Source organism: Gaiella occulta, assembly GCF_003351045.1.
Classification (GTDB): domain Bacteria; phylum Actinomycetota; class Thermoleophilia; order Gaiellales; family Gaiellaceae; genus Gaiella; species Gaiella occulta.
In genome coordinates, this window is sequence record NZ_QQZY01000004.1 from 121,636 (window position 1) to 134,983 (window position 13,348).

Here is a 13,348-nt window from a genome sequence, read left to right on the forward strand (position 1 = left end):
CCGTCGCGGCCGCTCCGGCCCGGGCTCATCCCTGCAGCGCGCCGTCGAGCGCCGGCCGGAAGGCGTCCGGCGTCAGCGACGCCGGTTGCAGCTCGTACGGCTCGCCGGCCCCGACGCCGATGTAGAACCACGGCGTGCCGGGGACGCGGCGCCGGGCCGCCTCGGCCGCGACGGCGGCGATCTCCTTCGCGATCCCGGCGCTGTGCGCGTCGCGCTTCACCTTCGCCGCGTCGAGGTCCGGCACGCGGCCGAGGATCTCGTCGACCTTCGCGTCGGTCACCCAGCCGCTGTTCTCCTCGCCCTGCTCCCGGTAGAAGAGCTCGACGACGTGCCAGAGCCTGTTCTGCCTGCCCGCCGCGAGGGCGACGCGGAGCGCCTTGTCGGAGTCCGCGCCGAGGAAGGCGAGGCCGCGGAAGTCGAGCTTCACCTTGCCCGGCCTGACGTACTCCTCGACGATCGTCTGCAGCGCGTCCTCGGTGTAGCGGCGGCAGATGGGGCATTGCAGGTCCTCGTACTGGAGTAGCCGTACCGTGGCGTCCGGGTTGCCGAGCACGGTGCCGTGCTGGGGGATGCCGTCGAGGAAGGCGATGCCGCCCGAGGCTCCGGCTCCGGTCGTCCGTCCCTCCGTCGAGCCCTGTGCCGGCGCGGTGCTCGTGCCGCCACCGCCGGAGAGGACGATGCTGCCGACGATCAGCGCCGCCGCGACGAGCGCCGCGACGGCGATCGCGAGCACGAGGTTCCGGTCGGGACCCCTTCGCGTGGCCGGCGGCCTCGGCACGGGTGGCATCCCCGAAGTCTGCCTACGGCCGTGTCCGCGCGCGCGGGGACCGTGATAATCCCGGCGTGGATCGCGACAACCGCAGACGCGCCCTCGTCGATGCCGGCATCGCGATCACGTCCGAGCTGTCGCTCGACGTCATCCTGCAGAAGCTGGTGACCATCGCGGCCGAGCTCACGGATGCCCGCTACGCCGCGCTCGGCGTGATCGACCGGGCCGGGACGGAGCTCGAGCGCTTCGTCACGCACGGTGTCACGGATGCCGAGCGCAAGGCGATCGGCGAGCCGCCGCGTGGCCGCGGCATCCTCGGCGTTCTCATCCACGATGCCCGGGTGCTCCGCCTCGACGACCTCACGCGCGATCCCCGCTCGGTCGGGTTCCCGGCCAACCACCCTCCGATGCGATCCTTCCTCGGCGTGCCCGTGATGACGCGAGGCGTGGCGTTCGGCAACCTCTATCTGGCGGAGAAGCAGGGGGCGGACGCGTTCACGGAGGAGGACGAGGAGATCGTCACGCTCCTCGCCGCTCAGGCGGCCGTCGCGATCGAGAACGCACGGCGCGTCGAGCGCGACGCGCTGCGGCGGGCGGTGCTCGCCCAGGAGGTGGAACGGCGGCGCCTCGCGCGCGAGCTCCACGACGAGACCGGCCAGGCGCTGACGTCGATCCTGCTCGGGCTCGCGGTGGTGGAGCGCGCGGAGTCGCTCGGCGACGCGCGCGCCGCCGCCGCCGACCTGCGCGAGCTCGTCGTCTCGACCCTGCAGGACGTGCGGCGCCTGGCCGTCGAGCTGCGCCCCTCGGCCCTCGACGACTTCGGTCTCGTGCCGGCGCTCAGGCGTCTCGGCCAGACGGTGCGCGAGGGGAGCCGCCTCGACGTGCAGGTCGAGGCGCGGCTCGGCGACGAGCGCCTCGAGCCCGAGCTCGAGACGGCGGTCTATCGCATCGTGCAGGAGGCGCTCACGAACGCGGTCAAGCACGCGGACGCACACCACGTCAGCGTCGTGCTGACGCGAAAGAATGAGATGGTGTCGGTCGTGATCGAGGACGACGGTCGGGGATTCGAGCCCGCTGCGCCACGCGGCGGCGGCCTCGGCCTGCTCGGGATGCGGGAGCGCGTCGAGCTGCTCGACGGCACGCTGTCGGTCGAGTCCGCGCCCGGCGCCGGCACGACCCTGTTGCTGGGGCTGCCGATCCGATGAGCATCCGGGTGCTCATCGTCGACGATCACCCGATCGTCCGCACCGGGCTCCGCCTGCTGCTCGAGCGCGAGGACGACGTCGAGGTCGTGGCCGAGGCGGGATCGGCGGACGAGGGCGTGCGCGCGGCACGGCTCGAGAAGCCCGACGTGGTCCTGCTCGACGTCGTGATGCCGGGCCGCAGCGGCATCGAGGCGTGCGCGGAGACGATCGAGGCGTCGAAGGGGCGGGTGCTCGTGCTGTCCATGCAGGACGACCCGTCCTACGTCCGCGAGGCCTTCGCGGCGGGCGCGAGCGGGTACATGCTCAAGGAGGCCGCCGACGCCGAGCTCGTGCAGGCGGTGCGAGAGGTCGCCGCCGGTGGCCGCTACGTGCACCCGACGCTCGGCGCGCGCCTCGCCCAGGCCGAGGTCGAGGCTGCCCGCCGTGCCGCCAGCGACCCGCTGTCGGATCGCGAGCGCGAGGTCCTGCGCCTGCTCGCCCTCGGGCACACGAACCAGGAGATCGCCAGGACGCTCTTCATCTCGGTGCGGACCGCCGAGACGCACCGAGCGCACATCATGCAGAAGCTCGGGCTCGGCACGCGCGCCGAGCTCGTGCGCTACGCGCTCGCGAACGGCCTCCTGGAGGATCCGTGACGGTCGCGCCGCCGCGAATCCTCCAGGGACGTCCGCCGGCACCCGTGGCGCGGGCGCGAAGCGGATGCGCTATTGCGACGCCGCTTCCTTCGGCTTCCCGACCTCGAGCAGGCCGACCTGGCCGAGATCGACGTGCGCGAACGCGTGCGAGACGAACGGGTAGAGGCCCGGCTCGTCGATCTTCACCTCGAACACGCCGCCGCCTCCCGCGGGCACGTCGACGGTCTGGACGCCGTTCAGCACGTGCGCCGGGTTCATGTCCCCGTTGGGGTAGACGTTGTCGAAGACGGTGCCGACGACGTGGAACGCGGTCGTCAGGCTCGGCCCGGCGTCGACGACGTAGAACCGCACCAGGTCGCCCGGATCGGCGGTGAGCGGGTGCTCGACGTACTGGTGGGCGTAGCCGTTGAACGCCGTCCAGTCGGGCATCATCGCCCGCGCCTTGTTCATGTCGAGCTGTGCGGGCGTGTCGAGCCCGTCGCTGCCCAGGTACCACTCGCCGGCGACGAGGACGTACTCCTTGTCCGCCTTCGGCAGGGGAGTCGCCGGGTCGACGACGATGGCGCCGTACATGCCGTTCGCGATGTGGGCGAGCACGGGCTTGGTGCCGCAGTGGTACATGAAGACGCCCGGGTCGTCCGCCTTGAAGCGGAAGGTGAAGGACTTCCCCGGCATCACGTCGACGAACGCCTCGTTGGGCGCGATCCTCGCCGCGTGGAAGTCGATCGAGTGCGGGATGGCGCCGTCGTTCGTGAGCGTCATCTCCACCGTCTGGCCCTGGCGCGCGTGCACGATCGGACCGGGCGCGCCGCCCTCGAAGCCCCACGCCTGGTACGACACGCCCGGGGCGATCTGGATCGTCACGTCCTTCAGCACCATGCGCACCTTCACGACGGGTCCGGGGGTCAGGGGCGGGAGCTCCGCGGGGTAGGGCTTGTGCGCGAGGGCGAGCTCCTTCGCGTTCTCCGGCGCGACGCCGGCGAAGCTCTGGCCCTTCGGCGTCGTCGCAGAGGCGTTCGCCGTGTTCTCGTGCCCGCTGCCAGCGGCCGCCGGCGAGACGTCGTCGTCGAGGGCCCGATTCGACGCGACGACGGCGGCGACGAGGATCACGACGGCGGCGACGAGAGCGCCGAGCCCAAGCATGAGAGTCTTCATTGCTGCTCCTTCCGAGGACGGGTGTTTCTCCATCGCAGAGTGGAAGAACAGCCCCGCGCTCACATCCGGGGAGGCGCCGATCGCGATTGCGGGCTTCCCCCCATGCGCGGCGCGGCGGGCGCCTCGAAGATCCAGCTGTGGACGGAGAAACGCGACGCCACCGTGCGCTTGCAGAGCCCGCGCGCACGCGCCTGCTGGAGCACCTGCGCGGGTCGGCGCGCCCGCTCTCGGCCGACGAGCTCGCACGCGTCCTCTCCCTGCATCCGAACACGGTGCGGGCGCATCTCGACGTGCTCGGCGAGGCCGGCCTCGTCGACGCCGTGGTGGAGCGCCGAACGCGACCCGGTCGGCCGCGACGCCTGTTCAGCGCCGTGCCCGACGAGGCGGAGCGCGAGCACGAGATGCTCGCCTCGGCGCTCGCCTCTTTGCTCGAGCCGCTTCCCGACGGCGACGGCCTCGCCGCCGCCGCCGGCCGCAGCTGGGGGCACGTGCTCGTCGAGCGCCTCGAGCCCGGGCAGCCGGCCACGGCCGAGGCGGGCCTCGAGCGCGTGGCGTCGCTCCTGCGCCGCCGTGGCTTCGCGCCGGAGCTCGGCCGCGACCGCATCGTGATGGGCCGCTGCCCCTTCCGGGAGCTCGCGCTGCGCTACCCGCGCACCGTCTGCGCGCTGCACGAGGGCATCATCGAGGGCGCCTTCGAGGAGCTCGGCGCGCCGGTCGCGCTCGAGCGACTCGAGCCGTGGACGACGCCGACGACGTGCGTCGCCTCGGTGCGCCGCGTGGGTGCCTAGCCGGCCGCCCGGCCCGCGGCGGCCGCGCGACCCTTGCGGGGCCTCTCCTGCGCCTGCTCGGGAGCACGCACGACCAGCACCGGGCACGGGGCCTTCCGGATCACCGCTCCCGAGACGCTTCCGAGCAGCAGCGTCGCCACCGTCCCGTAGCCGTGCGTGCCCACCGCAACGAGCCGGGCGCCGACCTCCTCGGCGAATGCGCAGATCTGCTCGGCCGGGTCGCCGGTGGCGAGCCGCGTGCGCACCGCGACCCCGTGCTCGCGGCCGTGATCGAGCGCCAGCTCGAGCGTGGCGATCGCGTGATTCCGCTCCGCGTCGAGCAGCTCGTCGAGCAGCGCGGTGGCGGGGAAGGCGAGCCCGAAGTCACCCTGCAGCGCCTGCCACACGGTGATCGCGGCGATGTCGTCGCCGCTGTGGCGCGCGAGCGCAACCGCCTCTGCGAGAGCGGCGCTCGCCGCCTCCGATCCGTCGGTCGCGACGACGATCGTGCCCATGTCCACGATCTTGCGCGCCGCGCGGGCTGCGCGCATCCGTGCGCCCGCGTCGACACTTGCGGGAAACCCGCAGCAGAGACGGGGCGAATGCCCGATGCCGCGCCGACCCGCCGGCGCCGAGGATGGTGCGCGTGAGCCAGACGGCGACCATCATCACCGTCGCGTACGCGGTAGCCGTCGTGATCGGCGGCGCGGTCGCGCTCGCCGTGTGGCGCTCGACGACGCGGCCCCTCGACGAGGATCGCACCCCCGCGTGGTCGCGGCGGGAGAGCACCTGGCTCGTCGTCGTCGTGCTCGCCCTGTTCGCTTTGCTGATGGGGACGATCTTCTACACGCCCTACGGCGAGAGCGCCGGGCCGCGCAAGCAGGTCGTGCGCGTGACGGGCGTGCAGTTCGCGTGGGCGGTCGACGCGCCCGACGGCATCGTCACCGGTCGCCCCGTCGAGTTCCTGGTGACCTCCACGGACGTCAACCACGGCTTCGGCGTCTACGACCCGTCGGGCACGCTGCTGTTCCAGGCGCAGGTCGTTCCCGGTCGCACGCAGAAGCTCGTGCACACCTTCGCGAAGCCCGGCGCCTACACGGTGCTGTGCCTCGAGTTCTGCGGCGTCAAGCACCATCTCATGAAGACGAGCTTCGAGGTGCGGCCGGCGTGATCGACGAGCGCGACAGGGGCATCGCCCGCGGCCTCACGCTTCGCTACGTGGGCGCGTCGACGGCGATCCTGGCCGCGTCCGGCCTCCTCGGGGTCGTCCTGCGCTGGAGCCAGGCGGTTCCGCAGGCACGCGTCGGCGACAACTTCTGGTACGCGCTGATGACCGCGCACGGTCTCGGCGCCTTCGTCGGCTGGGCGGGCTTCGCCGTGATGGGGCTTTCGTGGTGGATCCTCGCCGGCGCCGGCTTCCCGGTGCGCGGGTTCGGCCTCGCCATGGCGCGCGTGACATGGTGGCTGATGGTGCTGGGGGTCGCGGGCGTGATCGTGACGACGATCTTCATGGGCTTCGGCGCGTCATGGGTGTTCCTCTACCCGCTGCCGTTCTACGGCTCCGGCAACTGGGGCGACTGGGCGACGGGCCTGTTCTCCTTCTCGGTCCTGCTGGCCGGGCTCGCGATCGTCACCTGGTGCTTCGGGATCCTGCACACCGTGACGAACCGCGAGGCGCTGCACAGCGTCTCGAGCTCCGTCGCGAAGCGGCTCGGCATCTCGTTCGGTTGGGGCTTCCTGATGCCGAAGACGTTCGCGACGAACCGGAAGCCGGTGCCGTACCCCGTGATCCCGCTCGCGGTGATCGGCCTCGACATGATCATCGCGACGCTGCCGCTCGCCGGCCTGCTCGTCTGGCAGATCTTCCAGTCGATGGGGATCGTGGGGGACGCGAACGTCCTCCTCGCGAAGAACATCCTCTGGTGGTTCGGCCACCCGGTCGTCTACCTGCTCCTCTTCCCGGCCGTCGCCGCCTACTACTGGCTCATCCCTCGCTACGCGGGCCGCGATCTCGTCGCCGGGCACGTGATCGCCGTCGCGTGGACCGTCGCCGTGATCGCGAACGTGTTCGTGTGGGCGCACCACCTCTACCTCGACTACCCGAGCGGCACCCCGCAGGCGCAGATCAACACGGCGATGCAGCCGATCACGTTCGCGCTCGTGCTGCCGTCGGCGCTGTCCCTGTACAGCCTGGCGTTCACGATCTACCGCTCGCGATTCCGCTGGACGCCCGCCTCGACCGCGCTGTTCCTGGGCCTCGTCGGCTGGCTCCTCGCCGGGCTGTCCGGGGTCGTCAACGCGACCATCGCCCTCGACGTCGCGGTCCACAACACGCTCTGGATCGTCGGCCACTTCCACCACATGGCGATGCTCAACATCGGCCTGGTCGTGTTCGGCGCCACCTACGCGCTGCTGCCCGAGCTCTCCGGGAAGGCGCTCTACAGCGAGCGGCTTGCGTGGATCCACGTGTGGACGACGTTCGGGGTGGGCACGGCCTTCTTCGGGCTCTGGCTCGTCCAGGGCCTCGACGGCGCTCCGCGGCGCTGGGCCGTGCTGCCGTCGGAGTACGACACGCTGACGCGGGTCTCGCTCGGCTTCGTCGTCCTGCTGGCGGCCGTGCAGGCGCTCTTCTTCTGGAACGTGCTGCAGACGCTGCGCGGCAAGGCCGGCATCGCCACGTTCGACGAGCGCGGCATCCCCGAGCCCGCCCCGCCGCGCGACTGGACCGTGCCCGCGGCCGAGGGCGCGCTCGTGCTCACCGCGCTCTCGCTCGCGTTCGTCTTCGCGCTGGGCGGCTATCTCGTCGGGCGCGAGTACGGGAAGGGCGGCGGCGCGACGACGGTGACGGCGCCGGCGACGACGGGCGGCGGTGGGACGGCCGCGGGCGACCCGGCGAAGGGCAAGGAGGTGTTCGCCGCTGCGGGCTGCGGGGCCTGTCACACGTTCGCCGCGGCGGGGGCGTCAGGCAACGTCGGCCCGTCGCTCGACGGCAACGCGAGCCTGTCGCGGGACCTCGTCGTCGCGCGCGTGACGAACGGCGTCGGTGCGATGCCGAAGTTCGACGATCGGCTCAGCGGGCAGCAGATCCAGGACGTCGCCGCGTACGTCGTGCAGAGCACGACGAAGTAGCGTCGCGCCTCAGCCGGCCGCGTCGCGCGCCATCGCCGCGATCGTGCGTCCGAGCAGGGGCGCGAACTTGAAGCCGTGGCCCGAGCAGGCGGAGGCGACGACGACGCGGCCGTGGCGCTCGAGGACGAAGCTCTCGTCGGCGGTGCTCGTGTAGAGGCAGGTCTCCGCGCCGACCGGCGAGGGATCGACCTCCGGGAAGCGGCGTGCGACCCAGGTCGACGCCCAGCGCACGACCGCTTCGTCGGGCTCGCCGCGCTCGTCCGGGTTGGCGGGCGGGCCCGCATGATGGAGGCCGCACTTGAGGCCGATGCCGGGCGCCGGCAGGGCGTAGTTGATCAGGCCGGGGCGTCGCAGGCCGTGGGCGCGAGCGTCCGGTACCGCGTCGTCGACGACGGTCGGTAGCTCGAGAGCGCCGGGAAGGTCGAAGTAGGTCACGGTCTCGCGGGTCGGTACGACGGCGAGCTCGATGCGAAGCGGCGCCAGCAGCGCCTGCGCCCAGGCTCCGGCGGCGACGACGACCGCGCGGGCGACGATCTCCTCGCGCGCCGTGTGCACGCGCACGACGCCGGGGCCGAGCTCGATCTCCGTCACGGGAGTGTTCTCGAGGATCTCGGCGCCGCTCTGCCGCGCCGCCGCGGCGAATGCGGCGTGCGCGCGGTCGGCAAGCGTCGTGCCTCCGTCCGGCTGGTAGAGCACCGGTTCGCCCGGGTCGGCGTCGATCGGCCAGCGCATGCTCACGTCGCGCCCGTCGAGGAGCTCGTAGCGGACGCCGCAGGATGCGAGCGCACGCGCGTGCTCGAGCGCGATCGGCCCGAAGTCGAGCGCGCCGGCCGTGACGATGAGCGTCTCCCCGCACTCCGCCTCCAGCTCGCGCCACCCCTCCCGTGCCCCCTGCGCCAGGCGCACGTAGTGGGCGTCCGGGTATGCGAGCCGGAAGATGCGGGAGCCGCCGTGGCTCGAGCCGCGATCGTGGCCCAGCTCGAACTGCTCGAGCAGGAGCACCGCGCGACCGCCCTGCGCCAGGGCGCGGGCCGCCGCGACCCCGGTGATCCCGCCGCCGACGACGACGATATCCGCATCGCGCCCCATCTCCGGGCGATCCTACGGGAGGACGGCTAGCTCGAGATCGCCCGAGCGGCCTTCGACGCCGCCCGCGACAGGGCCTGGTAGGCGCGGGTGCGGGCCGCGGCGTCGCCGCTCGCCTCGGCGGCCTCGACGTCGCGCACGCGGGAGGCGACGCCGGAGTCGATCGGGTCGCGGCCGAAGGCGAGGAGCGCCTCGGACACGCCGAGCCGCCGCGCGAGCTCCCGCATCACCTGGAGCGACGGAATCCGCTCCCCGCGCTCGATGCGCGAGATGTAGGCGGCGCTGCACCCGGGGAACGCGAGCTCGCGCTGGCTCATCGCGGCGGCCTCCCGTGCCTCGTGCAGGCGCCGGCCGACGGCGACCGGGTCGTCGTAGTGCGGTGTCCGGGCCCGTTTGAAGGTGATCGCTCCCGTGTAGCTCATACTTACATCGACAACGGTACAGGTTCCGCGCGCCGAGGGGAAGAGGGAGCCGTCGGCCGGAGCGCGGGCCGTCGACGTCGTCGACGTGCGATGCTCGTGCCGTGGAGATCGGCTTCGACGCGCTGTTCCGCCCGGGCTCGGCACACACGAGCGGCTGGCGCCGGATGCCGGCCGTGGCCGCGGAGGCGATGGTGGCGACGAGCCATCCGCTCGCGACCCGCGCGGGCCTCGCTGCGCTCGACCGCGGCGGCAACGCGGTCGACGCGGCTCTCGCTGCCGCGGCCGTGCTCACCGTCGCCGAGCCGACCGACAACGGGCCGGGAGGGGACGCGTTCGCGCTGGTCTGGGACGGCGCGACGCTCCACGGGGCGAACGGCTCCGGCCGCTCGCCGGCCGTGCTCGACGCCGACCGCGCCGATGCGGCGGGGCCGCGGTCGGTGACGGTGCCGGGGGCCGTGCGCCTGTGGGCCGACCTCGCCGTGCGCTTCGGCCGGCTCGGGCTCGACGCGGCGTTGGCGCCGGCGGCCGCGCTCGCGGAGAGCGGCCTCGCGTGCACGGCGCGCATCGCGGACAAGTGGGCACGGGCGGAGCGTGCGCCGTGGCCCGCGCCCCGCGTGGGCGAGCGCTATCGGCTTCCCGAGCTCGGCGCGACGCTGCGGGGCATCGCCGAGCGCGGCCCGCAGGCGTTCTACGAGGGACCGGTGGCGGCGGCGATCGCGTCGGCGACGTGGCTCGAGGAGAGCGACCTGGCCGAGCACCGGACGGAGTGGGTCGAGCCGCTTCGGCACGACTACCGCGGTGTCGAGGTGTGCGAGCTGCCGCCCAACGGCCAGGGGGCGGCGGCGCTGCTCGCGCTCGCACTCTACGACGGTCTCGAGCCGGGCCTGCACGCGCAGATCGAGGCGATGAAGCTCGCGCTCGCCGACACGCGGGCGGTCGTGCACGACGGCGCGCTCCCCGGCGACTTCCTCGCTCCCGAGCGGCTGGCGGCGCGCCGGGCGCTCGTGCGGCCGGCGGCGGCGCTCGACCCGGTGCTCCGGCTGCCGCGCGGCGGCACGACGTACCTGTGCGCCGTCGATGCCGACGGCATGGCGGTGTCGCTGATCCAGAGCATCTACGAGTCGTTCGGCTCCGGCGTCGTCGCCCCCGGCACCGGTGTCTCGCTGCACAACCGCGCCGCCGGCTTCTCCGCCGAGCCCGGCCATCCCAACGCGCTCGCGCCGGGCAAGCGCCCGTACCACACGATCATCCCCGGCATGCTGCTCGAGGGCGGGCGCATGCTGGGGCCGTTCGGGGTGATGGGGGGCCCGATGCAGCCGCAGGGCCACTTCCAGCTTCTGCTGCGGCTCGTCGACCACGGCGACGACCCGCAGGCTGCTCTCGACGCCCCGCGCTGGCGCGTCGAGGGCGGTCGCGTCGTCACGCTCGAGCCGGGGTTGTGGCAGGCCGCGGAGCGGCTGCGCCTGCTCGGCCATGACGCCGTCCGCGGCTCGTCACCGCACCCGTTCGGCGTCGGCCAGATGATCCTGCGCTGCGGCGAGGGGCTGATCGGCGGCTCGGACGGCCGCGGCGACGGCTTCGCGGCGGGCTACTGATCCGCGCGGTGCCGTACCGTCGAGGCGACCGACACGACCCCGGGAACGCGTGAGACGAAGGTCGACGCGATGCGGGCGTCGTCGGCCGTCGGCATCTCGCCGCTGAGCGTCACCGCTCCGTCGTCGACCGACACGCGCACGGTGCCCTCCTCGAGCCAGAGCACCCGGCGCAGCACGTCCTCCTCGATCTCGCGCCGGATCTCCTCGTCGCTGCGAGCGAACGCGCGCACGAGGTCGCCGCGGCTGACGAGCCCCGCGAGCGTCCCGTCCCGGTCGACGACGGGCAGCCGGTTGACGCCCTCTTCGAGCATCACCCGTGCGGCCTCGGCGACCGGCCGTCCCGGGGTGATCGTGAGCGCGGGCGCCGACATCGCCTCGCCGACGGTGACGGCGACGCTGCGCTGCGCCCAGGCCGGATCCGGCATCGCGAGCCAGCGCAGCAGCCCGCCTGCCGGGCGGGCCTCCGCTTCCTTCACGAGCACGTCCGCCTCGGAGATGACGCCGAGCACCTTGCCGTCCTCTGCCACGACGGGCATGCCCGAGATGCCGCGACCGGCGAGCAGGCCCGCGGCCTCCTTGAGCGACATGCCGGGCGTGGCCGTCACGACCTCGGTCGTCATCACGTCCTTGACCTTCATCGGAGCGCCTCCTTGTCGTTGGCCGCATCCTCGCGGCTGCCCTGCCCGGTGGCATCGGGGTGATCGCGGATCGGCCTGCGGATCAGCCGCGCAGCGCCCGGAGCGCGTTGAGGATGACCGCGACGTCGATCACCTCTTGCAGCAGCGCGCCCCACACGGGCGGCAGGTAGCCGAACGCGGCGACGATCATCGCCGTGATCGAGAGCCCGAGCCCGACGGTGACGCTCTGGCGGGCGATGTGGACGGAGCGGCGGCCGATGCGGATCGAGAGCGCGATGCGGTCGGCGCGGTCGACGGTGATGACGACGTCGGCCGCCTCGGACGACACCGTGGCGCCCTTGCCCGCCATCGCGATGCCGACGTCGGCGAGCGCCAGGGCGGGGGCGTCGTTGATCCCGTCTCCGACCATGACGACGGCCCCGCTCTCGCCGTGCGCGCCGATCATCGCCCGAACCGCATCGAGCTTGTCCTCGGGTGTCTGCTCGGCGAGCACGCGGTCGATGCCGGCAAGGCGCGCGACCTCGTCGGCGACTTCGCGGCGGTCGCCGGTGACGAGTGCGATCTCGGAGATGCCCGCGTCCCGCAGGTCGCCGGCGAGGCTCTCGGCGCCGGGGCGCAGCCGGTCTCCCATCACGACGATGCCCTCGAGCGCTCCGTCCACGGCGACGAGCACCTCGGCGCGACCGGCGTCGTCCGCTCCGTCCTCGCCGCGGGAGCGCTCGCCCACGCCGGCGATGCCCTGCGCCGCGAGCCAGCCGCTCGAGCCGACGGCGACGTGGCGGCCCTCGACCTCGCCGGCTATGCCGTGGCCGGCGTCCTCCGTGACGGCCGTCGGCACGGCGAGCGCGAGACCGCGCCGGCGCGCGTCGCGGACGAGGCTGTCCGCCAGCACGTGCACCGACATCTGGTCGAGCGAGGCCGCGAGCCGTAGCACCTCGCCTGCGGGCAGCGATCCGAGCGGCACGACCCGCTCGACGTCCGGCGCTCCGAGCGTGAGGGTGCCCGTCTTGTCGAGCAGGACGGTGCGCGCCGCGCCGAGGCGCTCGAGCGCGCCTGCACCCTTGACGATGACGCCGGCGCGAGCGGCACGGGAGAGCCCTGCCACGAACGCGATCGGCGCGGCGAGGATGAGCGGGCACGGAGTCGCGACCACCATCACCGCGAGCCCTCGTTTCGCGTCTCCGGTCGCGAGCCAGGCGATGCCGGCGACGGCGAGGCTGAAGGGGAGGAAGAAGGCGGCGTAGCGGTCGGCGAGACGCGTGAAGCGCGAGCGGTCGCTCTCCGCCTCGCGCACGAGCCGGACGATGGCCGCGTAGGCGCTCTCCGCCGCCGGCCGCGTGACGCGGAGATCGAACGCGTCGCCGGCGTTGGCCGTGCCCGAGCGGACGTCGGCGCCGGCCGCGATCGTCACCGGCAGCGGCTCGCCGGTGAGCGCGGACTCGTCGATGACGGCCTCCCCGCGGACGACGGTGCCGTCGGCGGGGACGACCTCGCCGGCGCGCACGACGACGACGTCGGCCGGCTGCAGCTCCTCGACCGCGACCTCCTCGACCGCTCCGTCGGCGTGGCGGTGGGCGATGCGCGGGGCGCGCTCGACGAGCAGCCGCAGCTCGCGGCGGGCGCGGCCCGCGGCCCACGACTCGAGCGCCTCGCCGCCGCTCATCATCAGCGCGACGATCACGGCGGCGAGCTGCTCTCCGAGGAGGAGCGACCAGGCGATGGCGATGAGGGCGATGGCGTCGACCCCGACGTCGCCGCGGCCGAGCGCGCGTGCCGTGGCGAGGGCGAGCGGCACGAGCACGGCGGCGGCGCCCACGCCCCAGGCCAGGTCGGCGAGGCCCGGGTGGTCGAGCAGCCAGAGCACGCCGCCGCAGGCGATCGCGGCGAGTGCGGTGAGTGCGAGCAGGCGGGCTCTCATGTTCCCGCCATCATCGCCGCCGCCGGTCT

General features: G+C 73.5%; 13 protein-coding genes. 6 read left to right on the top strand and 7 right to left on the bottom strand.

Annotated elements, in window-relative coordinates; all coding sequences use genetic code 11:
* Positions 1 to 25 precede the first annotated feature (25 nt).
* Positions 26 to 787 carry a DsbA family protein gene (locus Gocc_RS09510; RefSeq protein WP_114796330.1) on the bottom strand — a complete coding sequence of 254 codons (762 nt, stop codon included), beginning with the start codon at positions 785 to 787 and terminating at the stop codon, positions 26 to 28.
* Positions 788 to 843: 56 nt separating this feature from the next.
* Here Gocc_RS09510 and Gocc_RS15685 point away from each other — a divergent pair, with 56 nt between their 5' ends.
* The gene (locus Gocc_RS15685; RefSeq protein WP_147281244.1) at positions 844 to 1,974 is read left to right on the top strand and encodes a GAF domain-containing sensor histidine kinase; all 1,131 of its coding nucleotides are present in this window, start codon (positions 844 to 846) and stop codon (positions 1,972 to 1,974) included.
* The gene (locus Gocc_RS09525) at positions 1,971 to 2,609 is read left to right on the top strand and encodes a response regulator transcription factor (protein ID WP_114796331.1); all 639 of its coding nucleotides are present in this window, start codon (positions 1,971 to 1,973) and stop codon (positions 2,607 to 2,609) included. The genes Gocc_RS15685 and Gocc_RS09525 overlap by 4 nt, the downstream gene beginning before the upstream one ends.
* A gap of 69 nt (positions 2,610 to 2,678) precedes the next feature.
* Here the strand turns inward: Gocc_RS09525 and Gocc_RS09530 are convergent, their stop codons facing one another.
* The gene (locus Gocc_RS09530; protein WP_181813540.1) at positions 2,679 to 3,764 is read right to left on the bottom strand and encodes a multicopper oxidase domain-containing protein; all 1,086 of its coding nucleotides are present in this window, start codon (positions 3,762 to 3,764) and stop codon (positions 2,679 to 2,681) included.
* Positions 3,765 to 3,901: 137 nt separating this feature from the next.
* Between Gocc_RS09530 and Gocc_RS09535 the strand changes: the two genes are divergently transcribed.
* Positions 3,902 to 4,552: a helix-turn-helix transcriptional regulator gene (locus tag Gocc_RS09535; RefSeq protein ID WP_181813541.1), complete on the top strand. Its 651-nt coding sequence runs from the start codon at positions 3,902 to 3,904 to the stop codon at positions 4,550 to 4,552.
* On the opposite strand, the gene Gocc_RS09540 is transcribed toward Gocc_RS09535, so the two are convergent.
* Positions 4,549 to 5,082 carry a universal stress protein gene (locus tag Gocc_RS09540; protein ID WP_114796334.1) on the bottom strand — a complete coding sequence of 178 codons (534 nt, stop codon included), beginning with the start codon at positions 5,080 to 5,082 and terminating at the stop codon, positions 4,549 to 4,551. The genes Gocc_RS09535 and Gocc_RS09540 overlap by 4 nt on opposite strands.
* A 95-nt stretch (positions 5,083 to 5,177) precedes the next feature.
* On the opposite strand from Gocc_RS09540, the gene Gocc_RS09545 reads away from it, so the two are divergent.
* Both Gocc_RS09545 and Gocc_RS09550 read left to right on the top strand, forming a co-directional pair.
* Positions 5,178 to 5,702, top strand: coding sequence for a cupredoxin domain-containing protein (locus Gocc_RS09545; RefSeq protein ID WP_220150549.1), 525 nt, complete (start codon positions 5,178 to 5,180; stop codon positions 5,700 to 5,702).
* Positions 5,699 to 7,660: a cbb3-type cytochrome c oxidase subunit I gene (locus Gocc_RS09550; protein ID WP_181813542.1), complete on the top strand. Its 1,962-nt coding sequence runs from the start codon at positions 5,699 to 5,701 to the stop codon at positions 7,658 to 7,660. The genes Gocc_RS09545 and Gocc_RS09550 overlap by 4 nt, the downstream gene beginning before the upstream one ends.
* Before the next feature lie 9 nt (positions 7,661 to 7,669).
* Here the strand turns inward: Gocc_RS09550 and Gocc_RS09555 are convergent, their stop codons facing one another.
* Complete coding sequence (locus Gocc_RS09555) at positions 7,670 to 8,749, bottom strand: FAD-dependent oxidoreductase (protein ID WP_114796336.1); 1,080 nt, start codon at positions 8,747 to 8,749, stop codon at positions 7,670 to 7,672.
* Between the two features lie 26 nt (positions 8,750 to 8,775).
* On the bottom strand, positions 8,776 to 9,168 hold the full coding sequence (locus Gocc_RS09560; RefSeq protein ID WP_114796337.1) for a helix-turn-helix domain-containing protein: 393 nt from the start codon (positions 9,166 to 9,168) through the stop codon (positions 8,776 to 8,778).
* 101 nt (positions 9,169 to 9,269) lie between these two features.
* Between Gocc_RS09560 and Gocc_RS09565 the strand changes: the two genes are divergently transcribed.
* Entirely contained in the window at positions 9,270 to 10,763 is a 1,494-nt protein-coding gene (locus tag Gocc_RS09565) for a gamma-glutamyltransferase family protein (protein WP_220150550.1), read from the top strand.
* Here the strand turns inward: Gocc_RS09565 and Gocc_RS09570 are convergent.
* Both Gocc_RS09570 and Gocc_RS09575 read right to left on the bottom strand, forming a co-directional pair.
* Positions 10,757 to 11,401 carry a CBS domain-containing protein gene (locus Gocc_RS09570; RefSeq protein ID WP_114796338.1) on the bottom strand — a complete coding sequence of 215 codons (645 nt, stop codon included), beginning with the start codon at positions 11,399 to 11,401 and terminating at the stop codon, positions 10,757 to 10,759. The genes Gocc_RS09565 and Gocc_RS09570 overlap by 7 nt on opposite strands.
* A gap of 82 nt (positions 11,402 to 11,483) precedes the next feature.
* On the bottom strand, positions 11,484 to 13,319 hold the full coding sequence (locus Gocc_RS09575; protein ID WP_114796339.1) for a heavy metal translocating P-type ATPase: 1,836 nt from the start codon (positions 13,317 to 13,319) through the stop codon (positions 11,484 to 11,486).
* Between the last annotated feature and the right edge of the window lie 29 nt (positions 13,320 to 13,348).

What these genes read in the sequence shown, in the direction of transcription:
- Gocc_RS09510 (WP_114796330.1), bottom strand. Translation starts at nt 787, where the DNA reads ATGCCACCCGTGCCGAGGCCGCCGGCCACGCGAAGGGGTCCCGACCGG.
- Gocc_RS09575 (WP_114796339.1), bottom strand. Translation starts at nt 13,319, where the DNA reads ATGAGAGCCCGCCTGCTCGCACTCACCGCACTCGCCGCGATCGCCTGC.
- Gocc_RS09525 (WP_114796331.1), top strand. Translation starts at nt 1,971, where the DNA reads ATGAGCATCCGGGTGCTCATCGTCGACGATCACCCGATCGTCCGCACC.
- Gocc_RS09570 (WP_114796338.1), bottom strand. Translation starts at nt 11,401, where the DNA reads ATGAAGGTCAAGGACGTGATGACGACCGAGGTCGTGACGGCCACGCCC.
- Gocc_RS09530 (WP_181813540.1), bottom strand. Translation starts at nt 3,764, where the DNA reads ATGAAGACTCTCATGCTTGGGCTCGGCGCTCTCGTCGCCGCCGTCGTG.
- Gocc_RS09560 (WP_114796337.1), bottom strand. Translation starts at nt 9,168, where the DNA reads ATGAGCTACACGGGAGCGATCACCTTCAAACGGGCCCGGACACCGCAC.
- Gocc_RS09540 (WP_114796334.1), bottom strand. Translation starts at nt 5,082, where the DNA reads ATGCGCGCAGCCCGCGCGGCGCGCAAGATCGTGGACATGGGCACGATC.
- Gocc_RS09555 (WP_114796336.1), bottom strand. Translation starts at nt 8,749, where the DNA reads ATGGGGCGCGATGCGGATATCGTCGTCGTCGGCGGCGGGATCACCGGG.